We start from the raw sequence: 20,938 nt of genomic DNA, 5'->3' as shown, positions 1-20,938 counted from the left end.
CTAGGCTTGGCCTCATGCAACGGCGAAACGTGGGAGCGAGCGGCCTGACCGTCTCCGCTCTGGGACTCGGCACCATGAACTGGGGCCAGGAGGTCGACGAGGAATCGGCGCGTGAGCAGCTGCGCCTCTTCACCGATGCCGGCGGCACCCTCGTGGAGACGGCGGCGCGCTACGGCGAGGGTCAGTCGGAGGCCATGCTGGGCGGCTTCATCAATGACACCGTGGCCCGCTCGGAGCTCGTCCTCGTGGTGCAGGGCGGGACCACGAGGTCCGGCAGCAGGAGGCTGGACAGTTCGCGCCGTGGCCTCCTCGACTCGCTCGATGCGTCCCTGGCCCTGCTGGGTACGGACCACGCGGACGTCTGGCTGGCGCCCTCCCCCGATCCCTCCGTGCCGCTGCCGGAGATCCTCAGCGCGCTCGACGTGGCCTACTCCTCCGGCCGGGCCCGCTACGTCGGTGTCTCCAACTACGCGGGGTGGGAGTTCGCGCGCGCAGCCGCCACCGCGTCCTTCCCGCTCCTCGTGAACGACGTCGAGTACTCCCTCGTGAACCGCGGCGCGGAGCGCGACGTCTTCCCGGCGGCGGCTGCCTCGGGCGCGGGGATCCTCGCCTGGGGTGCGCTAGGGCGGGGTGTCCTGACGGGGAAGTACCGCGGGAGGATCCCGTCCGAATCGAGGGGCGCCTCCGACGTCTGGTCGCCCTACGTGGAGCCCTACCTGTCAGGGAAGCCGCAGCGCGTCACCGAGGCATTGTGCACGGCATCGCGCGGGCTGGACCTGCAACCCCACGAGGTGGCGCTGCGGTGGCTGCTGCACCGGCCCGGCGTGGCCTCGGCCATCATCGGCGCCCGCACTCCCCAGCAGCTGAAGGAGATCCTCCAGGTCAGCGGCGCACCCGTCGCGGGGCCGATCTCCGAGGTCCTCGACGAGGTCTCCGCACTGCTTTCCTGAGATCCACGGCAGGCTGTGCGTGAGTGGCCGGACCGCGCGTGAGCGGCGAGCCGCTCAGCGTGAGCGGCGATCAGAAGGTCGAGCGCTCCGGGCGAGAGCCCTGGCGTGAGAGGTCAGTGCTCGATCTCGGCGTCGACGAGGTCGGAGGCGTACTCGGCGTCGTCATTGTCGTCGTTATCCTCGTTATCGTCGTCGTCGTCCGACTCTTCGTAGATCTCGAGCGGGGTGACCTCACCGAACGCGTCGTACAGGGCTTCCTCGTAGACTTCGAAGGCGTCGGCGATGCCGAGGTAGGCCGCCTCCACCGCGGGATCGTCCTCCCGCCGACGTGACGCCGAGGCAGCAAGATGCTCTTCGAGGGCTGTCACGAGGGACTGGAGCGCGACACGCGGATCAATGCTCATGGCCTAGACGTTATCGGTAAAGTGATCGAAATTGGAGGGATATGCGAGAACATTTTCTGAACGCGACAGCCGTCCGGGAGCGCGACTACGGGCGGCAGTACGAGTATCTGGTGCTCACCGTCACCGCGGGTGAACCTCTCCCCGCGGCGCGGAAACTGCTCACCGAACATGCCGAGTACGGCAAGTGGGAGCTCGAGCGCAGCTGCATCTACATGGGCGGCAGCAGGCGCTACTGGTTGAGGCGGAAGGTCCTGCGCGTGGAGCGCACGGCCTGACCCCACCGGGCCGCCGGTCGGTCAGGTCCCGGAACCATCGGTCAGTCACGATGACGGCGGCCCCAGCAGCGAGGTCGCGACCGTCGACCGGGCTGATTCGACGGTCGACGGATGGAACTGCCCCGCCAGGGCATCACGGTGCAGGCGCACCACCTCGGAGTCCGCCGAGAAGCCCGACCCTCCCCCCACATGCAGCGCGACCCCTGTCGCCTCCACAGCGGCGTCGACCGCGTGGGTCTTGAGGGTCACGAGGCGCGGGAACCACGCCGGTCCGGCCTCGTCCCCCGCATCGAGGTCGCGTATGACGTTCTCGAGTTCGGCATCCGCTGCTGTGCGCCGCATCGCCGCCCCCGCGAGCAGGTTCCGCAGCACCGGGTCGTCGGCGAGCGGTCGTCCTGCGGTGTGGCTCCGCCTCCGCAGGAGCGACTGCGCCGCGAGTTCCAGCGCACGGTCGGCGATGCCCAGATAGACCGCGGCGATGAGGGTCTCGAACGCGGCGAAGATCCCGAAGACCAGGAGGTCGGCGTTCGGTCCGACGGGGAGGCGGCGGAAGACGGCGGCTGCAGGGACACGGACATCGGTGAGGCGTGTGGTGTTCGACTGCGTGGCCCGCATACCGAGGGGATTCCAATCGGCCAGGGTTTCCACCCCGGGCGTACCGCGCGGAACGAAGGCGTGCAGGATCGAGTCCTCGGCGCCGTCGCGCCCCTCGAGCTTGCCGAAGACACCGAGCCGGGTCCAGACGGGCGAGAGACTGGTGAAGACCTTGGTGCCGGTGTAGCCGTACCCGCCGTCGGGGGTCCGTTCGACGCGCGTCAGGGAGTCGAAGAGGACGGCGTCGTTGCCCGGCTCGGACACCCCGAACGCGAAGACCTCGCCGCGGGCGACGTCGTCGAGCACGAATTCCAGGCTGGTGTCACCGCGGTCCGCGAGCAGGCCGGCCACCGCAGTCCAGACGAGGTGCATGTTCGTGCCGAGGGCGGTGGCCGGCGCCGCGGAGGCCAGGAGACGCTGGGCCCGGGCTGCGCGCGTCAGCCCGCCCGAGGCGCCGGGCCGCACGTCCGCGAGCATGCGGAGATACCCGCCGGCCGCAAGGTCGTCGAAATCCTCCGTGAAGAAGGAGTTTGCGGCGTCGTAGCCTGCGGCCCTGCCCCGGAAGCGCTCGAGCAGCTCCGCGGTGAGGAGCTGACCGGCGGCCGTTGCGGACGTCGTCGTCATGATCGCCCCTGCCGTCCCGACACCTGCCGTCAGTAGGTGGTGAGCAGGCGGGCGAGCACCTTGGCGCCGAAGCGGAGCGAGTCCGCAGGCACGCGCTCGTCGACGCCGTGGAACATGCCGGTGAAGTCGAGATCGTCCGGCAGTTGCAGGGGTGCGAAGCCGTACCCGGTGATGCCGAGGCGGCTGAGCGACTTGTTGTCCGTGCCGCCCGAGAGCGTGTACGGCAGCACCTTGGCGCCGGGATCCTCGGCGTGCAGGGCATCGATCATCGAGTCGACGAGATTCCCCGCGAACGGCACCTCGAGGGAGGTGTCCTTGTGCTCGTAGCTCACGTCGACGCCCTCCCCCGCGAGTCCGCGGATGATCTCCAGGACCTGGTCCTGCTGGCCCGGGAGGGTGCGCACGTCGATCAGCGCCTCGGCGGTGCCGGGGATGACGTTGTGCTTGTACCCGCCCTTGAGGACCGTCGGATTCGCCGTGTTCTGCAGCGTCGCCCCGACGAAGCGTGCCACGGTGCCGAGTTCCCGCAGGAGGATGTCGGGATTGTCCGGGTCGAACTCGACGCCGGTCAGTTCGGTGACGCCGTCGAGGAACTGGCGCGTGGTGGGCGTGAGCTCGATGGGCCAGGCGTGGTCACCGATGCGCGTGACGGCCCGGGCGAGGGCGGTCACCGCGTTGTCGGTGTTGATCTGCGAGCCGTGCCCGGCCCGGCCGTGGGCCACCAGCCGCAGCCAGGAGATACCCTTCTCGGCGGTCTGCAGCAGGTAGGTGCGCTGCCCGCCGATGGTCGCCGAGAAGCCGCCCACCTCGGAGATGGCCTCGGTGGCACCCTCGAAGACCTCGGGCTTGTTGTCCACGAGCCAGGAGGCACCGTACGCGCCGCCGGCCTCCTCGTCGGCGAAGAACCCGAAGATGAGGTCCCGTTGCGGTTTGACGCCGTCGCGCTGCATGGAGCGGAGGACGGACAGGATCATCGCGTCCATGTCCTTCATGTCCACGGCGCCACGGCCCCAGATGAGCCCGTCCTTCTCCTCCCCGCCGAAGGGGTCGACGGTCCAGTCCTCCTTCTGGGCGGGCACGACGTCGAGGTGCCCGTGCACGACGAGGGCCGGGAGCGACGGATCCGTGCCCTCCATGCGCGCGACGACGGACGTGCGGCCGGGAGCGGCTTCGAACAGTTCCGTGGACAGGCCCACCTCCTCGATGAGGCCGGCGGTGTACTCGGCGGCGGACCGCTCGCCCGGACCGGCGTTGTCGCCGAAGTTCGAGGTGTCGAACCGGATCAGTTCCTGGCAGATCCTGACGACTTCATCTTCGGGGGTGATGCCCATGTGGTCCTCCTGGGTAGCAGTTGCTGCCCAGCCTACCGAGGGTGGCGGGCGCCGTGGGGACCGGCGGGTGAGCGGCCGTTCCGCCCGACGGCTTCGGACAAGCGCGCCCGTCAGGTACCCTGACCGGAAGTGCGGCAGCGGGTAAGCATGGAGATCCGGCACCTGAGCGTCGTCTCCTGGATCGCCACCGGGCTCATCGCGGCCCCGGGAGTGCGTGCGGCGAGCACCATCCGGTACTGCCACGAACCGGCGGTCGCCAGGGTCGCTTCGCCCGTCAGCTTTGTCATCGCCGCTGTTCCGGGCCTCATGGTGCTTACCCTCGGTGTCTTCCTCAGTAGTGCGCTCACCGTCCTCGGCCCGTCGGGCTCTTCGTCATCATCGTCGTCGTCTACGGCGCCGTCCACGGTACGCGGCGAACTCTCGGACAAGGGTTGTTCGGGTTGCGGACCGTCAGGACCACGACGCTCGACGCGTCGGGGCGTGGCGACGCGGCTGGCACGTGCTCGGCGCCACTCCTCGCCATCGGTCCGATCCTCAGCGCCAACTCGTACACGGTCATCGACGGGCCCGGGCGCTTGGCGGTCGTCCGCCCGCGCTGACCCGACCGACGGTCGGCCCGGAGTAGCAGGCCGCAGAACAGTCCAGCGCTTGGTCGCTGCCCGGTGATCTCCGCCTGACTGATCACGGTCGCCCGTCTGGTGCCCGCGTGGCGTGCCTGGTGTCGACGTCAGGGTGCGAGGTCGGCGATGATGTCGGCGGCCGGCCCGGTGCGGGTGGTGCGGTAGCCTGTGCCGGCCCACAGGTGGAGGGCCTGCAGGTCATTGTTCCTTGCCGCTGCAGCACGCAATGGCGCGGTGATGTAGTGGATCTGCGGGTAGGCGTGCCCTGGTCGCTCGTGGTCGTCCATGAACTTGTTCCGTAGGCCCCGGGCAGGTCTGCCGGTGAAAGCCCGGGTCACCTTCGTCTCGGTGAAGGCCGGGTCATGCAGTGCTGAACGGTGGGCGGGAGTAGTCCCGGCTTCGTCGGCCAGGAGCAGGGCAGTCCCGACGTGGACCGCGGCGGCTCCAGTGCCGAGGATCGCCTCGACCTGCTGGCGCGTGCTGATACCGCCTCCCGCGATCAGCGGTAGGTCGACGGTGTTCCTGATGGCAGTGATCAGCTCGGGAAGTGCGTCGGTGCCCGGATCCGCAGCGGGGTCGAAGGTGGCTCGGTGGCCGCCTGCGTCCGGGCCCTGCACCACGAGGATCCGCGCGCCGCGGCCTGCCGCGGTCACCGCTTCGCTCGTGGACGTGACGGTGACGGCGGTATGGATGCCAAGGGTGGTCAGCTCGTGCAGCACGTCGGCTTCGGGGCAGTCGAAGGTGAAGGACACGAGGTCAGGTCTGAGGTCTCGGATCACGTCGAGCTTCTCCTGCCAGGCGTCGTCGTCCCACTTGTGGGCGCCGACCTCGATGCCGTACCGGTCGGCGTAGTACTTCAGCTCCTGCCGGTAGTCCTCCAGTTCGTCCGCGTCCACGTCGTTTCTGGAAACGACGAACAGGTTCACCCCGATGGACCCTCCCGTCAGTGCCCGGGTGCGGGTGATCTGGTCCGCGAGCTGCGCCGGCGTCCTGTACCCACCGGCGAGGAAACCCATACCACCGGCACGGGTGACGGCGGCGACGAGTTCGGGCGTTGAAGGCCCTCCCGCCATCGGGGCTCCAATGATCGGTCGCTTCAACGCGAAGGGTAAGGGCACAGGACAATAATCGTGGATGGGTCGAACATCACGTGGACACCTGAACGCGTGTCTCCTGATTGCGGCCCCCGCAATTCAGCTGTGCGTCGTGTTCTCCCGGATTTCCTCGAGGCTCAGCTTCGGTGCACCGTCGGCCGCCGCGGCCGGATCCATCCACACGAAGTCCCAGTGGTGGCCGTCCGGGTCGTCGAAGCTCTTCGAGTACATGAACCCATGGTCCTGCTCGCCTGCAGGGGTCGCGCCTGCGGCGAGGGCCTTCTCGTGGAGGCCGTCGACCTCCTCCTTGCTGTCAGCGCTGAGCGCGAGCTGGACCTCGGTGGAGGTGGTGGCGTCGATGATCGATTTGCTGGTGAATGCGGAGAAGAACTCGCGTGTGAGCAGCATCGCCGTGATCGTGTCGCTGATGACCACGCTGACGGCATTCTCGTCGCTGAATCCTTCGTCGATGGAGTACCCCAGAGACTCGAAGAACGTTCGGGATCGGGCGAGATCCCTGACAGCCAGGTTGACGAAGATCGTGGTGGGCATCGACATGACCCTTCTCTGAAGACGTTGGTGGTCCGCCGCCACCGATCGTCACTGCATGATGAAGACGGGTTCACCGCGTTGTCAAGCACCCCGCAGCAAGCCCTCGTCCTCGACACCCACGGCATCAAGTCCAATGAGCGCGACACGCGCACCCACCGAACGTACTCACGCTCCACGTGGACGGCAGACGAAAGCCGTCCACGCCGTTGCAGAGCTCAGCATGAAGCACGGCCGCGACGGACGCGATCGCTTCGACCGGCGCAATGGTGACTGTTGAGGCTTCGGCCGATTATCTGACCGCCAAGACAGGATCGCCGACGGCAGGAATTCGACATCAGGGTCCGTGCAGCACGAGGACGCGTGTCCCATCACGTCAGGCCCGCTGCCGGGATCCGGTTCTACGTGAGCGTGACAGCGTGACAGCCCAGTTGCAGAGCATGGTGCTGGAAAGCGACGACGTCCAGGAGTTCCTGAACGGACTGGTCACGGTTGCGGCTCAGGCGTTCACCGGCCCTTATGGGGACGTGTTCTGCGGCATCACGCTCCTGCGCCCACGGTCCATGGTCACCGTCGCCAGCAGCAGCGAAAAAGCCCGGCAGGTCGACGAGGTGCAGTACGGGTTCGACGACGGACCATGCCTGCGGGCGGCTCGAGAAGGCATCACCATCCACATCAGGGACTTCCTCACCGACCCCCGCTTCCCGGAGTACCGCGACGCGATCGCCAGCTACGGACTCCGCTCGGCCCTGGGTATCCCGATCCGCCTCGACGACGGGGCCAGCGCCGGCCTCGACTTCTACTCCACCGAACCGAACACTTTCGACGCAAAGGGCATCCGCGTCGCGGAGGGATTCGCCCGCGATGCCTCCCAGTCCCTTCGCCTCGCCGTCCGGGTCGCCAAGCTCACCGAAGCCGGCACGAACATGCGCACGGCCATGGAATCACGCACCAGCATCGACATGGCGATCGGCGCGATCATGGCCCAGAACCGGTGCAGTCAGGACGAAGCCACCGCGATCCTCCGTAGGGCATCCTCGAACCGGAACGTGAAGCTCCGCGACCTGTCCGCCGAGATCCTGAACTCGATCGGGCAGCACAGACCCGTCGTCACCTACTTCGACAGCTGATCCCCACCACCGGTCCCACCAACTGGCCCTCCATGCTGGTCCTCGCCGTCCGGTGTAGTCCTGCGCGATGTTCCTGCGCGGCAAGCCGTGGCCACGAGCGGTGCCCGCTGATCGCAGGCGTCAGGAGTTGATTTCGTCTTCGACGAGGCGGGCGAGTTTGCGCAGGAAACGCCCGTCCTGGGGTGAGAAGCCGCGCGGCTTCTGGTCAATGACGCACAGTGTTCCTACCGTCCAGCCTCCGAAGCCACGGAGAGGGTAGCCGGCATAGAAACGGATGAAGGGCTCCCCTGTGACCAAAGGGTTAGTCCGGAAGCGGTCGTCCTCGAGGGCATCGGCGACGATCAGCGGTCCGGCGTTGCGAATCGTCGCGTTGCAGAAGGTGATTTCCCGTGGCATGTTCTGCTCGATGGGCCCGACCACCGACTTCAGGAACAACTTGTGGTCGTCGACCAGCGCCACGATCGACGAGCTGACGTTGAAGTGGTCGCGGGCCTGCTGCGTGTACCGGTCGAAACGCTCCTCGAACGGCGAACCCACGAGGTTCGTGTGCATGACAGCGTCCAGGCGTTCCTGCTCAGCCTCCTCATCCGTGAACAGGAAAGCGCCGAACGCGCCCAGCGCCCTACGGGCATCCTCCGGCGTCTCGGCGGCTTCGTCGTCCTCACTGCGGGGAATCTGGATGTTCACAGAACTACCCTCGAGGAGTTCATTCATGGCATCCGCGAGGATGGAACGCTCCGCTCCGGACAGAATCAGGAGTCCCCCGAGGTACGCCTCGACCTCGAACTCCGATACCTCCCCGCCCAGGCCGTAGTACTTCACCCACAGCTCACCGACAGTGATGTTCGCCTTCGACAACGCGAGGGTCGTGAGCCTGATCTGCGTCTGGCCGTCCATAGGATCTCCGGTCCCGTCCATCCTCGTAAAACCAAACCGCTCGACCTTCGGCAACGGCGAGCTGGGGCTGAAGCAGTGCGTGCTGTGCAGCACCAATAATCAGCTAGCTTAGTTTTCCAAGGGTAGAGCAGTACTTGGCGCAAAGGAAACGATCACCTCGTGTGACGGTCCGATCGTTCTCCTTCCGTCGGGGATGAGCTGATCCGCGGCCCATAATGGGTCGTCACACGTGATCAGCGAGTCGATCACTCATGATCAGCCCTGCGCGAAGACGTGGCCGCTACCAGGTGACAGCCCGTGCGAGCACACCCGTCCAATGGCGCCAAGGCCCGGAGGCACGACGATTCCGTTCGAATGGACGGCTATTCGACGCTTAGGAACGTGAAGTGGGTGATAGCGGAGAGACCAGACGACGCTGACTCCGCGCCAGAAACAGAAAGAAGTACCGGGGGGACGCGAGAGCGGTCTGTTCCGCACCGAGGTCGTGGCAGCTCGCTTGGACAGGCCCGTGGGCCCGGCCCGCTGGGTGTCATCTTCCTGTTCGTGGTGCTGGGGCAGATTATGGCCACCAGTTCCGGCATGATTCTGTACTTCACCGTCGTGGGGTGGATGTTCTGGGCGGTGTTCGTCGCCGAGTTCCTCCTCAGGGCTCGCTGGATCCCTTGAGGCATACGAGGTAGTTTTCGACACAGCAGGAGACGCACCAGGAGCAAACACGACCATCACGGGCGAAGGCGACGGCGAAACAACTGAGCTCACGATCCCCGTCCTGGACGGCACACTCGAGCGATACCAGCCCTACCTCCCCGAGCGATTCCGTCGTTGTCCCACCCCTTCGTAACGCCCGGGTGTCACCGCTACCCGCGGCGCAGGCAGTGCAATTTCGCAGATTCACCGTCAGCTTCTCGGTCAGCAAGCTGCCACGTGGCTGCCGCTCGGTGGCTGGACGGCACTATCGACGGCGGATGGGACAAAGATGAGGGCGACGATATGAGGGGTGTTCTGAGATGAGTCGTGTGGATGGGCAGTCTGTTCGGGAGTCGTTGCGCGCCCAGTTGTGGCCGGTCCCATTGGCGGCGGTGCTGGTGGCAGTTGTTCTCGGGCAGGCTCTTCCGTTCCTCGATGAGCGCGTGGATGACCGGCTTCCGGCGGCGGTGTCCGGTGTGCTGTTCGGCGGGGGCCCGGAAGCGGCCCGGTCCTTACTGGAAACGATCGCCAGTTCCACGATCACCGTGACGTCGCTGACGTTCTCCCTGACGGTGGTGACTCTGCAACTGGCCAGCAGCCAGTTCTCCCCCCGCCTTCTGCGCACCTTCACCCGGGACCGGTTCGTCCACAACACCCTGGCGCTGTTCCTGGCGACTTTCGTGTTCGTGTTGACCGTCCTGAGAAGCATCCGGGTGCAGAGCAGCGCAGGAGAGAGTTTCGTCCCGGAGATCGCCGTCACCACAGCGTTCCTCCTGACCCTTGCCAGCGTCGTCGGCCTCGTCCTCTTCCTGGCCCACCTCGCGCGGCAGATCCGGGTCGAAACGATGCTCCGCGACGTGCACCGCGAAACCGAACACAGCCTCGAGCGCATCTACCCCGAACCCGGGGACACAACACCCCTTGAGGTAGGTTCTCCAACGAACAGGGGGCTGCTGCGAAGCCCGCGCTCGGGTTTCCTGACCCGGGTCGACGAGGGCGGCCTCCTGGACATCGCTACCCGCCGGAAGGTTGTTGTCAGCGTCGACGTCAGCCCCGGGACTTCCCTCATCGAATCCGTTCCCGTCGGAAGGTTCTGGACCGCCGACGGCACTCCGCTCGAGGATCACGAAAGCGCAAAAGTGTCGGAGGAGATCCTCGGAGCTTTCAGCACAGGGTTCGAGCGCACCTCGACCCAGGACCCGTCGTTCGGGTTGCAGCAGCTCCTGGACGTGACCGACAAAGCTCTCTCCCCCGGGGTGAACGACCCCACGACCGCCGTCCACGCGCTGAGCCACATCTCGGCACTGCTGTGCTCACTCGCCGGCCGGTCCACAGGTCCCCGCACACTCACCGACGGCGAGGGGGTACCCCGGGTGAAGCTGCACCTGCCGACCTTCACCGATCTCGTGGAACTCGTCATGGATCAACTCATCACCTACGCCTTCTCCGACCCGCGGACCGCCAACCGCACCATCGACATGCTCTCCGAGATCCACACCACAGCCACTCTTACCGGCGCCGCGTTGTCCACCACCACCCCGCTCAACGCGCAGCTCGACAAACAGCTCGAGCGTGTCCGCACCGCGGTCGAGAACTCCCCCATGGACGACACGATCCAGCGGAACCTCACCGAAAAGATCAACAGCATCAGGACGACCATCAGCACGAGTATCGGTCGGTGAGGGCGATCTCTGAGGGCGACGATATGGACGTACCACTGGGTGGACGGGAACTGGTCGTGCACAACAGGTACGAAGTCCTGTCGATCGTGAACGACATCCTGGTCGCGCTCTGGTTCATCATCGGCAGCATCCTCTTCTTCCAGGAGAGCACCACGACGGCGGGGACCTGGCTGTTCCTGATCGGATCGATCGAACTCCTGGTCCGCCCCGTGATCCGCCTCTCCAGGAACGTCCATCTGCGCGCGATCACCCGCACGAGGAACAGCAACGACTACTGATCCGCCCCCCCGAACCAGGCACGGCAGCCCCGAATCACCTACCCGGCAAACGGGTACACCTACGTGGCGCAGCCCGTAAGTCCTACGACGGAACAGGAGCGGGTACAGGCCGCATCGGCATGATGGTTTGTCCCGCTCAAGGATCAGTAGGCATCCGCACCACTCTGCATACGATCATCGGAGCGACCCGCATATGAGCCGACACGTAGGCCTCGAGGAAATCCTGTCGGGCCACCGCCGACATGGCGTCCACGGGAACACCAGTGGCCCACAGCCCGGATTGCCCCTCGGGTGAGAGCGGGGAGATAACTATTGGCCCACGATGCCCTTACAGGATGAACCTGCCATGCAACCCCCGCGCATCGCTGCCATGACGCGTAAACGGCGTTCGCCTGCCGGTGCGTGCCGTGCCTCTCCGCCCAGGCGCTAGGTGCCGTAGACGCCTTGGTCCAAGTCCTCGACACGAATGCCGTCTGTAGGCTTATTACCCGTCATCCTGTCCGGAGTGCGGGCCGGGATGTTCAATGAGCCCGCCACGCATCGACGAAGGAGAACTGCCGTGAGTATAAAGAACAGGGAAGAGGGTGTCGTCGGCCCGCCCGACTCCGCCCGTCCGACGTCCCGTACGAAGCCCGCCCGCACGAAGCCCGTCCATACCGCGCGCCTGGCGCTTCCGGTCTTCGTTCCCGCGGCGGCGCTTATCGTGCTGTTTGTGGCCTATGCGCTGATCGCCCCTGATTCCGCGTCCTCGTTGTTCGCCGGCATTCAGGAGAACGTCATTGGTGCCTTCGGTTGGTACTACGTGGCCCTCGTCGCTTTCTTCGTTGCCTTCTCCCTCTGGGTCGGGTTCAGCCGCTACGGCGATATCCGCCTCGGGAAGGACGACGACAAACCCGAGTTCTCCGTCATGTCCTGGTTCGCGCTGCTCTTCGCCGCCGGCATGGGCATCGGGCTGGTCTTCTGGGGCGTCGCCGAGCCGCTCAACCACTTCGCCAGCCCGCGCCCCGGGGTCACGGGCACTGACGTCCAGCTAGGGCAGCAGGCCATCACGCAGACCTTCCTCCACTGGGGGCTGCACGCATGGAGCATCTACGTGGTCGTCGGTCTGTCCATCGCCTACGCCGTCCACCGTCGGGGACGCCCCATCTCCATCCGCTGGACCCTCGAGCCGCTCCTCGGTGATCACGTCAAAGGCGGCTGGGGCCACGCCATCGACGTCGTCGCGCTCGTCGGCACCCTCTTCGGCGTGGCGACCTCGCTCGGACTCGGTGTACTGCAGATCTCGTCCGGACTCGACACCGTCGGGATCCTCGCCGCGACCAAGGCCACGCAGGTCGGCCTGATCCTCTGCATCACGGCGCTGACCATCGTCTCGGTCATCTCCGGGGTCGGCAAGGGCATGAAATGGCTGTCCAACATCAACCTGGTGCTCGCCGGTGTCCTGCTGCTCGTGGTCCTCTTCGCCGGGCCCACGCTCTTCCTCCTGCGTGAGTTCGTCCAGTCCATCGGCAACTACCTGCAGAACGTGGTGGGCCTCACGTTCAACACCCTCGCGTTCTCCGGTGCCGAGGGCGAGGCCTGGCAGGCGGCCTGGACCACGTTCTACTGGGGCTGGTGGATGTCATGGGCACCCTTCGTCGGCATCTTCATCGCCCGGATCTCCAAGGGCCGCACCGTCCGCGAGTTCGTCGCCGGCGTGCTGCTGGTCCCCACGACGCTCGGGTTCCTCTGGTTCTCCGTGCTCGGTGGTTCCGCGATCTACCGGGAGATCTTCGGTCAGGGCGGCCTGATCGCAGAGGACGGATCGGTGGACACCGAGAACGCTCTCTTCGGTCTCCTCGGTGAGCTGCCCGGCGGCCCAGCACTGCTCATCGGCGCGATCCTCCTCATCGCCATCTTCTTCATCACGTCCGCGGACTCCGGGGCCCTGGTGATGAGCATGATCTCCACCGGCGGCGATCCCAACCCGCGGAACTGGATCCGCGTGTTCTGGGCCGGCCTCGCCGCCCTGGTAGCGATCTCCCTGCTGCTGGTCGGTGACACGGGTCTGAGCTCCATCCAGACCGCAGCGATCCTCACAGCACTACCCTTCAGCGTCGTCATGCTCCTCATGTGCATCGCCACCGCGAAGGCGTTCCACGGCGAGCACCGCGCCTGGCAGTCAGCCCAACGCAAGGCCGCCGCAGCAGCGATGGCAGACCGCGTCAGCGACCAGGTCAGCGAATCGATGTCTGGCCAGGTCGAACGCCAGGTACAGGAGCACCTCGCTGACTACTCCAGCGAGCAGGAAGCGGAGCACCTCCGCTCGCACAGCAGCAGCCGCGCTACACGCCGCCCCACCGACACACGATAAGCCGACCCTGCACGCAGCCCCTCCAGAGCTGCGTGCAGGAAGTCAGCCGTGATGCGGTGAACCACACCTAGCTCGAGGAACGATTCTCCGTGGGACATCTCATGAAAAGGAACGTCCGGGCCGTTCGTGCTCGGATGTGACTCAAGGTACGTGAAGAACCCGTGCATGGTTTCGGCCCTCAGGGAGTACCCGCGACGGGTGGTGCCGGCGGTGCGGACCAGTTGAAGATGATCCGCTAGAACCGACTCTGTGGAACGCGTCCGGTGCTGTGCTCCGGTCGACCCTCCCTCGGGAGACAGCCCGTAGGCCAGAGCTATCGCCTCGATGATCGTGGACTTCCCGGATCCGTTCTCACCGACCAGGGCAGTTGCTGGACCATTATCGAGTCCGTGATCAAGGATCGTCGTCATTGGCGCCAAGATCGCCGGCCAGGCCCGGCGATCAAGGGTATGGGCGGGGTGCTCGGTCAGGCTTCGGATCGGGAAACGATCGAAGGCCATTCGCTCAGTGTGCCCGCCACCGGGTACAACGTCCGGTCCAGGATCCATCACCGGGATCTGCAGGGCGATCGATTCAAGCCTCAGCGCCGGCGTAGTCGGCCCGGTTCCGGTACGGGTAGCTCGATCATCGTGCCGTAGTCCTGCCCCCACCCGTAGTCCACGCTCTTCACCTTCAAGGCCTCGGGGCTCGCCTCGACGATCTGCACGCTGATCGGCTCACTACGGTCCGCGACGGACAACGCCCACGTGTCGGCCAGATAGCTCAGGCCAATGCTCTCCAGGACGTAGGAGGCATCGTATTCCTCGACAGGCTCCCCGAGTTCGTACCCGAAGACGGTCACTGGCAGGAACGAATCGCCGTCAGGAACGAGGTACCCCAGTAGCTCCCCGTCGTCCTGCCGGTAGTACGCCGCCCACGATTCAGGAATCATCCTCCGATCGTAAAGGGCCTACACAGCGTCCGCTGATCCGTCCCCTGTGGAACGCTCCAGGAGCATCCCCGACGGGGCCGTCTGTCCCGGCTGCAGGCCGCGGGCCGTGAGATCGGGTTTGCACCTGCCGCAGGGTCATGTGGTCTGCTCGAAGCACGTCCCGTCCCGCTCCGAAAGGTCCCCCTTGCACCCGTTTCCGGCCCCGCCCCGACAGGTTCTGATCGGTGACGCTGCTGCGTTCGTCGGCATCACGCCCCGGGCGATCCGCCACTACCACCAGGTCGGGTTGCTTCCCGAGCGGGAGCGGGGCGGCGACGGCCGCCGCCGATATGGCTACGAGGAAATCATCCGGCTGCTCTGGATCCGACGCGTGGCCGACGCCGGGATCGCCCTCGACGACATCCGCGACGCCTTCGACGGCGCACCAAGTGACACCGACGGCGGTGACGGCGAGGACGAGATGGCAGGCGTCCTCACTCGGCTGGAGGACACCCTCGCCGCTCAGGAGGCCGAGTTGCAGCGAAAGCGCGCCTCGGTGCAACGCATGCAGACGCTCGGCAGTCGGCTGGGATTGCTCGACGGCATCGTTTCCGGTCGCCTCGAGGGCGCGCCCGAGGGCTCGCTGCGCCAGGACGACCTGGATGTCCTGCTGGTCACCGAACGGATCTTCGGTCCGCTCGGCGCCGCCGTCCAGGCCGGCCGCTTCCTCGCTCTGGCCGCCGATCCGGCACTGCGGGCGGAGTCCGACAGGATCGACGCCGCCGAGGCGGCCCTGGACGACACTGTCGCCGTCGACGACCCCCGCGTGGCGCAGGCGGCGGCCGAGCGGCACGCTTTCGAGACCGCGCTGATGCGCGTCATCGAGGAGTCCGGCCAAATGGAGAAGGAGAACGCACTCTTCGACGCCTGGGACGAACTGCACCCGCCCGAAGACGCCGACGCAGCGCCCGGCCCCAAGCCGCCAGAGGGCTCCCGCGCCAGGAGCGCGGCGGAGGTCATCCGGAGCATGCCCTACGACTTCTCCCCAGCCCGCCTGCGCTGCATGGAGTTGGCAGTGCAACTCGGAGCACCCGAGGCGCCGGAGCCGACGTCCTGAATAGGGGCCCACAAATGCCCGCACGGAGGTCGCTCAGCGGGACGGAGGTTCGAGCCTGTCGAGGTACCTGTCGATGAGTTGCTGGGCTCGGATCGGCGTCATGCGGTCGGTCTCGGTTGCCCTAGCAACGGCGATGCCATCAAGTAGTGCCATCAGCATGGCTGCGTCATCATCTCCGAGGGATGGTTTCCATCGCTGGAGCAGAGTTGTCAGGCCCGCTTCCATGAGGCGCCAGGATGACTGATGAGCGTCGGCTACTGCGCTGCTTGTTGTTGCCTTCGAAGCGTAGGCCAACCAGATGACTGAAGCGGTACGGGACTCATCATCCACGCCACCGAGAATCCTGCACACCGCATCCAGGTTCTGGCGTGCTGACGCCTCCGGCGTCAGCACGGCGCTCACCCTCTCGATGAAGTTTCTGGAGACCTCGTCCATGGCCGCCATGATCAGATCGTCCTTGGTCCTGTGGTGATGCTGAACTGCACCTATAGAGAGACCGGCGGCTGCGGCGACGTTACGGATCGTCACGTCCTCAATGCCCCTCTCGATCAGGATGTCCTGCACGGCCGTCAGGATGCGCTGAGCGCCAGCGGAGGTCATGAGCCGAGGCTACTCCGAACCAGAACAATACGATCGTATTGTATGCTCGTGGCATGACACGAACTCGTCTGGGTGCCACGCTGTGGATTCTTTGCCTCCTGACCTTCCCGGCCCAGGCATTCGCAGCCGCTCAGTGGCCTAACCAGTATTCCTGGTCATCGAACTTCATCAGCGATCTGGGCGTGACCGAGTGCGGAATCTACGACGCCGGTACCCGCGTCGAACGGTACATCTGTTCACCCGCACACCTCCTAGCCAATGGCGCGACAGTAGCCAATGGCATCTTGTTGACCGTAGGCGCGATTCTTTTCTGGTCCATATGGCCGAGACGACGGACCGGGCAGGCAGCGATGGCCTTCCTCGCTTTGGGCGGTCTACTTGTGGCGGCAGTCGGTCTCCTGCCCTGGGACCTGCAGCCCGCAGCTCACGACAATGCGGCCCTCGCCCAAGCCGTGCTCCAATGGGTGGGAATGCTCGTCCTCGCGGCCGCACTCAAAGGCAGCACCGCAGCACGCTGGGCACGTGTTCTGACCCTGGCCAGTGTCGGGCTCTCACTCGCTGGATTCGTTCTATTCATCGACGCGATCAGCGGCCGGCCATCAATACCACTGGGGCTCGGCACAACCGAACGCTTCGCCTTCGACACCCTCACGATATGGGGTGCCGCGCTGGGCCTGATCCTGCTCACGACACGACACAGCAAACATCACGCCAGCTCAGGCCACAACGAAAAGCCGGACCACGCCATGCCAACATCTCCAGTCACGTAGGTCACCAACACGAGTTTCTTTAGCCGATCGCCTTATGTCCGACAGTGCGAGTCGCGTTTACCCTTTGGTATGGGCAAGCGAAACTTCCTCATCGAAGGCGGGTCAGGAAGAGGTAAGACGGCAGTCCCCACGCCCCGTTGTCGGTGCACGACGTCTAGACCCTTGAGCACTTCTGTTGCAGAAGCCGCAGAAGAACCCTAGATCAACACGATCTGAACCGATCTGAGCTGTGGCGTAGGGGTGTACCCGCCCTGACCCTCACCTACGACACCGGAGCCCACGCACAACTCATCACATCCATCGGCTCCCAATGCCCCAGCATCGTCACCGTCGGAGGCACTGAAGGCTGGCTCCGGTCATCCACTCCCCTGTTCAACCCCGGTGAACTCATCATTCAACCCCGCCAAGGCACCCTCAGAACGGAACACTTCGAGGCATACGGGCAAGGCTTCAGCCACGAACTACGTGAGGTCACCCGCTGCATACAAACCGGCATGACCGAAAGCCCCCACATGACGACCTCTGAAACTGTCATGACCATGGAGCTCCTCGACGAGGCCCGCCATCAAATAGGGCTCCACTACCCCGGTGACGTGGAGATGCCCGCAACCGTGTCGATCTAGACCGCGCGCAGAATCTGTCACATAACAGATCGACCCCATACCAATCTCACCACCAACAGTGCCGGCCATCCGATCCACGCCTTCCGCGGATGCCTGTCCCCGAGACCCGTAAAGCCACGACGTCTCGCACAGCTGAAAGCTTCGAGCTGGTACGCCCTCGTTGCCGTTCGAAAACGAAGAACTCATCGGTGCTCCAATGAAATGTGAGTGACGCGGCAAAGCAGGGAGAAGATGTGCAGTTAGGCTCAGATCATGGTCGCTGCCGGTAGGAGTTCCCTTGTCCCCTCCCTCCGGCGCTTCGCCATGAAGGGCGCGGCCGGCGTCGTCGCCGCTCAGGGAGCGGTAATCGCGGCACTCATAGCCGCTGACGCTCTGAAGAAAAAGGATAGGTCCCAGCGCACCGGCTTCCCTCGTCCCGGCACGTTCCACTCGCAGGTCGGTGAAACGGCAACGACGACCTACACCTACGGCCAGGACCTGTTCGACGACATGCTCGAGGCCATCAGGGCGGCCGAGAACCGGATTTTCCTCGAGACATATCTCTGGAAGGACGACGAGGTAGGGCACGCGTTCCGCGACGCCCTCAATGAAGCTGCCGCCCGGGGCGTTGCCGTGTACGTCATCTACGACCACTTCGGGAACCTCGTGGTGCCCTCGTCGTTCTACACCTTCCACCCCGACGTCCATGTGTTCCGCTTCCCCGCCCTGGGACCGAAACTGCAATACGGTCCCGTCGCGGCGACAGGGCTGACGCACCGCAAAATCCTCCTGGTCGATAACGACACCGCGTTCATCGGCGGATACAACATCGGATCCCTCTATGCAACGGAGTGGCGGGACACGCATGTGCGGCTCGTCGGGCCGGCAGCCTTCGAACTCGGACACGCCTTCGGACAGGTATGGAATCACCTCGCCGTCAGACGCCCCGAACTATCCCCGCAGAACCCGGTGCACTGGAACTCGCGCATCGTGGCGATCAACAACATCCCCGCCGACCTGGTCTACCCGATCCGCAGCGTCTACCTCGATGCGATCAGCCGAGCCCAGCACCACATCTACCTCACGACCGCGTACTTCATCCCCGACCAAAGGATCCTCGCAGGCCTGGTCGAAGCATCCCGTCGAGGAGTCGACGTCCAGATCATCGTCCCGCAGGATTCCAATCACATCCTCGCCGACTGGCTCTCGAGAGGCTTCTACTCCTCACTCCTGGAAGCCGGTATTACCGTGTTGCAGTATCGGAACGCGATGATCCACGCCAAGACCGCCACGATCGATGGCCAGTGGTCCATCGTCGGGACCGCGAACATCGACCGGCTCAGTCTGCGCTTCAACTACGAAACCAACCTCGAGGTCCAGGACGAGGGCTTTGCCGCCGACATGGAGAAGATCTTCGCCATCGACCGGGACAACTCGACGAAAGTCGAACTGGACGAATGGAGTAGACGTCACCCCGCCGCCCGTTTCGCCGAAACCGTCCTCATACCCCTGCGACCCCTCCTCTAGCGGCTTTCGTGACCAGACCGTCTGCAGGGCAGTTGTGGGTGCGGGTTGCCCACTGGAATTTCCGGCCGCACCAGCGGTTATCAACCTGGCCTGAGAGACCCAAAGCCAGAAGGGAGCTTCCCCTAAAGAGAGTTCCTCTCATGGCAACTGCACAGCTACTCATACCGCTGGACAGGCCGATCCTTCTCGAGAACAGCCTTAACCTTTTCGGCGGCCTGTTCGGCAAGCCCATCATCCGACGCACCAGACCATCCCTGAGCCGAGCTGCCATCGTGTTGGCGTGTCCATGGGCACCAGGTACGTCCACCTCGGCCACCACTGGCCAGCCGACACCCACGAATGGAGAAACTTCAGGGTAGGGAGCCGAAACCTAACGGGACAAGGCGTGCCTGGATCTGAGGAGGGCGGTGACACCGAGGACAAGCACTGTCGCTACGGCAGCCGTGCCGGCTACGACCACCGACTGGGGCTGATCAGCAATCCTTGCTATGGCTACCCAAGCCAACCCCCAGCATGATGCTGCAGCTACCGCCCATCTCCTTCCGACCTTGGTCTGCAGCAGTGTCAAAGCGCCAGCGAGGAACAGAATCAAGGCGGCCGTAGCCCACTCGGCGCTCAACCCTGTTGTCGCGACGCCCGCTGAGGCGAGGGCTGCTGCGATATTCGCTGCGGTGGCGACGCAGACCCAGCCAAGGTACAGCCCGAACGTACCGTCCACGACCAGAAGCTCACTCCTGCCATGTGATGCTCTGTGCCGGGTAAGCCGCCTGACTAGAAGAACCAGGGTGACCAGCAATGCGACGATGACCGCGACGCTTGCCCAGATCCAATCTTGCTGAGTCACCACGAGCCATGCAGCCTTCAGCAGCATGGACAGGGACGAGAGCCAGCCCGTTGCCCGCATCCTCGTATCAGCAGTCCGTGACGGTAACCATTGCCAGATTGTGTAGATGAAAAGGCCCAAATAGATGACCGACCAGATGGAGAAAGCGGGTCCACCTGGCGCTACGAGTGTTGCGTCGGAGGACAGGTCACCGCCTGAGGACTCCTCGACCTGAGATCCGATGATCCCCGCACCGATGAGAGGTCCAAGGAGACTGATGATTTCGCTTGCAGTAACGGCGATCTGACGCGCCCGATCGACGTGGCGAGTGCTTTTCGTCGGGCGGGCTACAGGCGCCGGATGGTGAGAGCTCATAGACCAGTATCTCGATGATGGAGATAAAACAAAACATCCGCCGTCCACTGGACACTAACGACAACCGGGACGCGTGGTTCCAAGAGGGTCGCCCTAGATAGGAGAAACCACAGGATCAGGTGGCGTAGGACAACCGACTGTTGAAGGGTTGGAGGTACCTGACTGATGAGGGATGGCTGCTGGAGCGTCCCCATTGCTGGGGCAACCGACACCGACCGCATGACGCCAACCCGAGCCCAGCAACTCATCGACAGGTACCTCAACAGGCTCGAACCTCCGTCCCGCTGAGCGATTGGTCCACAGGCCGTCTGACTAATGGAGCTGGATAGACTCGGGAGCATGACAACGATGTTTTCGTCGCTGCGGGTCGCTGATGTCTGAAGAGTATGTCGCTCTGACCATCCTGCTTCTCACCCTGGTGTTCCTACCCGCTGTCTGCCTGTTCGTCACACGTCAGGCAGCTGAGGGCCTGATCAGCCGCAACGCAGCAGCCGGGATCCGTACCAGGCACACCCAGGCATCCAGTGAAGCCTGGGCAGCCGGGCACAGAGCTGCTCTTCCAGCGCTGAGGAAGATGATGCCCGTTGCCGGTATCGGAATGATTACGGCCCTGATCGCACAGGTTCTTGTTGGTGGACAGGCAGGACCGCTGCTCGCGTTCGCGGCGCTCATCGCGCAGACCGTGGTCCTCTTCCGCTCGACTGCGCTAGCTAATGCCGCCGCACGCGCCGCCACCGAGTAGGACC

Annotated in this window: 20 protein-coding genes; 10 read left to right on the top strand and 10 right to left on the bottom strand. The window is 65.0% G+C overall.

Annotated features, from left to right (window positions below):
* Nucleotides 1-14 precede the first annotated feature (14 nt).
* The gene (locus NVV32_RS07815; protein ID WP_422391944.1) at nt 15-950 is read left to right on the top strand and encodes an aldo/keto reductase; all 936 of its coding nucleotides are present in this window, start codon (nt 15-17) and stop codon (nt 948-950) included.
* A 113-nt stretch (nt 951-1,063) separates the two neighbouring features.
* Here the strand turns inward: NVV32_RS07815 and NVV32_RS07810 are convergent, their stop codons facing one another.
* A complete protein-coding gene (locus NVV32_RS07810) occupies nt 1,064-1,354 on the bottom strand; it encodes a hypothetical protein (RefSeq protein WP_422391943.1) in 291 nt (96 codons plus the stop codon).
* 41 nt (nt 1,355-1,395) lie between these two features.
* Here NVV32_RS07810 and NVV32_RS07805 point away from each other — a divergent pair, with 41 nt between their 5' ends.
* Nucleotides 1,396-1,629 (top strand): DUF5703 family protein, encoded by a 234-nt coding sequence (locus NVV32_RS07805; RefSeq protein ID WP_055771038.1) that lies wholly within the window; start codon nt 1,396-1,398, stop codon nt 1,627-1,629.
* Nucleotides 1,630-1,674: 45 nt separating this feature from the next.
* Here NVV32_RS07805 and NVV32_RS07800 read toward each other — a convergent pair whose 3' ends face one another.
* The 5 genes from NVV32_RS07800 to NVV32_RS07780 form a co-directional block, all read right to left on the bottom strand.
* Complete coding sequence (locus NVV32_RS07800) at nt 1,675-2,847, bottom strand: acyl-CoA dehydrogenase family protein (RefSeq protein ID WP_422391942.1); 1,173 nt, start codon at nt 2,845-2,847, stop codon at nt 1,675-1,677.
* 29 nt (nt 2,848-2,876) lie between these two features.
* Nucleotides 2,877-4,178, bottom strand: coding sequence for a M20/M25/M40 family metallo-hydrolase (locus tag NVV32_RS07795; protein WP_422391941.1), 1,302 nt, complete (start codon nt 4,176-4,178; stop codon nt 2,877-2,879).
* Between the two features lie 110 nt (nt 4,179-4,288).
* The gene (locus NVV32_RS07790) at nt 4,289-4,582 is read right to left on the bottom strand and encodes a hypothetical protein (protein WP_422391940.1); all 294 of its coding nucleotides are present in this window, start codon (nt 4,580-4,582) and stop codon (nt 4,289-4,291) included.
* A gap of 323 nt (nt 4,583-4,905) precedes the next feature.
* Nucleotides 4,906-5,871 (bottom strand): nitronate monooxygenase, encoded by a 966-nt coding sequence (locus NVV32_RS07785; protein ID WP_422391939.1) that lies wholly within the window; start codon nt 5,869-5,871, stop codon nt 4,906-4,908.
* Nucleotides 5,872-5,991: 120 nt separating this feature from the next.
* Nucleotides 5,992-6,444, bottom strand: a complete 453-nt coding sequence (locus NVV32_RS07780; RefSeq protein WP_422391938.1) for a VOC family protein — start codon at nt 6,442-6,444, stop codon at nt 5,992-5,994.
* A gap of 416 nt (nt 6,445-6,860) precedes the next feature.
* On the opposite strand from NVV32_RS07780, the gene NVV32_RS07775 reads away from it, so the two are divergent.
* Nucleotides 6,861-7,571, top strand: coding sequence for an ANTAR domain-containing protein (locus NVV32_RS07775; RefSeq protein ID WP_422391937.1), 711 nt, complete (start codon nt 6,861-6,863; stop codon nt 7,569-7,571).
* 120 nt (nt 7,572-7,691) lie between these two features.
* Here NVV32_RS07775 and NVV32_RS07770 read toward each other — a convergent pair whose 3' ends face one another.
* Nucleotides 7,692-8,468 (bottom strand): GAF domain-containing protein, encoded by a 777-nt coding sequence (locus NVV32_RS07770; protein ID WP_422391936.1) that lies wholly within the window; start codon nt 8,466-8,468, stop codon nt 7,692-7,694.
* A gap of 1,085 nt (nt 8,469-9,553) precedes the next feature.
* Here NVV32_RS07770 and NVV32_RS07765 point away from each other — a divergent pair.
* The 3 genes from NVV32_RS07765 to NVV32_RS07755 all read left to right on the top strand — a co-directional run bounded on the left by NVV32_RS07765 (nt 9,554) and on the right by NVV32_RS07755 (nt 13,468).
* Nucleotides 9,554-10,837 (top strand): DUF2254 domain-containing protein, encoded by a 1,284-nt coding sequence (locus NVV32_RS07765; protein ID WP_422391935.1) that lies wholly within the window; start codon nt 9,554-9,556, stop codon nt 10,835-10,837.
* A gap of 23 nt (nt 10,838-10,860) precedes the next feature.
* Nucleotides 10,861-11,115 (top strand): YrhK family protein, encoded by a 255-nt coding sequence (locus tag NVV32_RS07760; protein WP_422391934.1) that lies wholly within the window; start codon nt 10,861-10,863, stop codon nt 11,113-11,115.
* A gap of 559 nt (nt 11,116-11,674) precedes the next feature.
* Nucleotides 11,675-13,468, top strand: a complete 1,794-nt coding sequence (locus NVV32_RS07755; RefSeq protein ID WP_422391933.1) for a BCCT family transporter — start codon at nt 11,675-11,677, stop codon at nt 13,466-13,468.
* Here the strand turns inward: NVV32_RS07755 and NVV32_RS07750 are convergent.
* On the bottom strand, nt 13,387-13,878 hold the full coding sequence (locus NVV32_RS07750; protein ID WP_422392021.1) for an AAA family ATPase: 492 nt from the start codon (nt 13,876-13,878) through the stop codon (nt 13,387-13,389). The two genes, NVV32_RS07755 and NVV32_RS07750, sit on opposite strands and share 82 nt — an antisense overlap.
* A 170-nt stretch (nt 13,879-14,048) precedes the next feature.
* Entirely contained in the window at nt 14,049-14,399 is a 351-nt protein-coding gene (locus NVV32_RS07745; protein WP_422391932.1) for a hypothetical protein, read from the bottom strand.
* Between the two features lie 184 nt (nt 14,400-14,583).
* Here NVV32_RS07745 and NVV32_RS07740 point away from each other — a divergent pair, with 184 nt between their 5' ends.
* Nucleotides 14,584-15,495, top strand: a complete 912-nt coding sequence (locus NVV32_RS07740) for a MerR family transcriptional regulator (protein WP_422391931.1) — start codon at nt 14,584-14,586, stop codon at nt 15,493-15,495.
* Between the two features lie 33 nt (nt 15,496-15,528).
* On the opposite strand, the gene NVV32_RS07735 is transcribed toward NVV32_RS07740, so the two are convergent.
* Nucleotides 15,529-16,095 carry a TetR/AcrR family transcriptional regulator gene (locus NVV32_RS07735; protein WP_422391930.1) on the bottom strand — a complete coding sequence of 189 codons (567 nt, stop codon included), beginning with the start codon at nt 16,093-16,095 and terminating at the stop codon, nt 15,529-15,531.
* A 53-nt stretch (nt 16,096-16,148) separates the two neighbouring features.
* On the opposite strand from NVV32_RS07735, the gene NVV32_RS07730 reads away from it, so the two are divergent.
* From NVV32_RS07730 to NVV32_RS07720, 3 genes are all read left to right on the top strand, one after another.
* On the top strand, nt 16,149-16,865 hold the full coding sequence (locus tag NVV32_RS07730; RefSeq protein WP_422391929.1) for a DUF998 domain-containing protein: 717 nt from the start codon (nt 16,149-16,151) through the stop codon (nt 16,863-16,865).
* Nucleotides 16,866-17,740: 875 nt separating this feature from the next.
* Nucleotides 17,741-18,994 carry a phospholipase D-like domain-containing protein gene (locus NVV32_RS07725; protein WP_422391928.1) on the top strand — a complete coding sequence of 418 codons (1,254 nt, stop codon included), beginning with the start codon at nt 17,741-17,743 and terminating at the stop codon, nt 18,992-18,994.
* 1,571 nt (nt 18,995-20,565) lie between these two features.
* Nucleotides 20,566-20,934, top strand: a complete 369-nt coding sequence (locus NVV32_RS07720; protein ID WP_422391927.1) for an SdpI family protein — start codon at nt 20,566-20,568, stop codon at nt 20,932-20,934.
* Nucleotides 20,935-20,938: the final 4 nt, after the last annotated feature.

It is taken from the genome of Arthrobacter sp. N1, assembly GCF_048288285.1.
Taxonomy (GTDB): Bacteria; Actinomycetota; Actinomycetes; order Actinomycetales; family Micrococcaceae; genus Arthrobacter_D.
The sequence above is the reverse complement of the archived record's forward strand: the minus strand, read 5'-3'. Positions and strand labels throughout refer to the sequence as shown.

What these genes read in the sequence shown, in the direction of transcription:
- NVV32_RS07815 (WP_422391944.1), top strand. Translation starts at nt 15, where the DNA reads ATGCAACGGCGAAACGTGGGAGCGAGCGGCCTGACCGTCTCCGCTCTG.
- NVV32_RS07810 (WP_422391943.1), bottom strand. Translation starts at nt 1,354, where the DNA reads ATGAGCATTGATCCGCGTGTCGCGCTCCAGTCCCTCGTGACAGCCCTC.
- NVV32_RS07805 (WP_055771038.1), top strand. Translation starts at nt 1,396, where the DNA reads ATGCGAGAACATTTTCTGAACGCGACAGCCGTCCGGGAGCGCGACTAC.
- NVV32_RS07800 (WP_422391942.1), bottom strand. Translation starts at nt 2,847, where the DNA reads ATGACGACGACGTCCGCAACGGCCGCCGGTCAGCTCCTCACCGCGGAG.
- NVV32_RS07795 (WP_422391941.1), bottom strand. Translation starts at nt 4,178, where the DNA reads ATGGGCATCACCCCCGAAGATGAAGTCGTCAGGATCTGCCAGGAACTG.
- NVV32_RS07785 (WP_422391939.1), bottom strand. Translation starts at nt 5,871, where the DNA reads ATGGCGGGAGGGCCTTCAACGCCCGAACTCGTCGCCGCCGTCACCCGT.
- NVV32_RS07780 (WP_422391938.1), bottom strand. Translation starts at nt 6,444, where the DNA reads ATGCCCACCACGATCTTCGTCAACCTGGCTGTCAGGGATCTCGCCCGA.
- NVV32_RS07770 (WP_422391936.1), bottom strand. Translation starts at nt 8,468, where the DNA reads ATGGACGGCCAGACGCAGATCAGGCTCACGACCCTCGCGTTGTCGAAG.
- NVV32_RS07760 (WP_422391934.1), top strand. Translation starts at nt 10,861, where the DNA reads ATGGACGTACCACTGGGTGGACGGGAACTGGTCGTGCACAACAGGTAC.
- NVV32_RS07750 (WP_422392021.1), bottom strand. Translation starts at nt 13,878, where the DNA reads ATGACGACGATCCTTGATCACGGACTCGATAATGGTCCAGCAACTGCC.
- NVV32_RS07745 (WP_422391932.1), bottom strand. Translation starts at nt 14,399, where the DNA reads ATGATTCCTGAATCGTGGGCGGCGTACTACCGGCAGGACGACGGGGAG.
- NVV32_RS07735 (WP_422391930.1), bottom strand. Translation starts at nt 16,095, where the DNA reads ATGACCTCCGCTGGCGCTCAGCGCATCCTGACGGCCGTGCAGGACATC.
- NVV32_RS07730 (WP_422391929.1), top strand. Translation starts at nt 16,149, where the DNA reads ATGACACGAACTCGTCTGGGTGCCACGCTGTGGATTCTTTGCCTCCTG.
- NVV32_RS07725 (WP_422391928.1), top strand. Translation starts at nt 17,741, where the DNA reads ATGGTCGCTGCCGGTAGGAGTTCCCTTGTCCCCTCCCTCCGGCGCTTC.
- NVV32_RS07720 (WP_422391927.1), top strand. Translation starts at nt 20,566, where the DNA reads ATGTCTGAAGAGTATGTCGCTCTGACCATCCTGCTTCTCACCCTGGTG.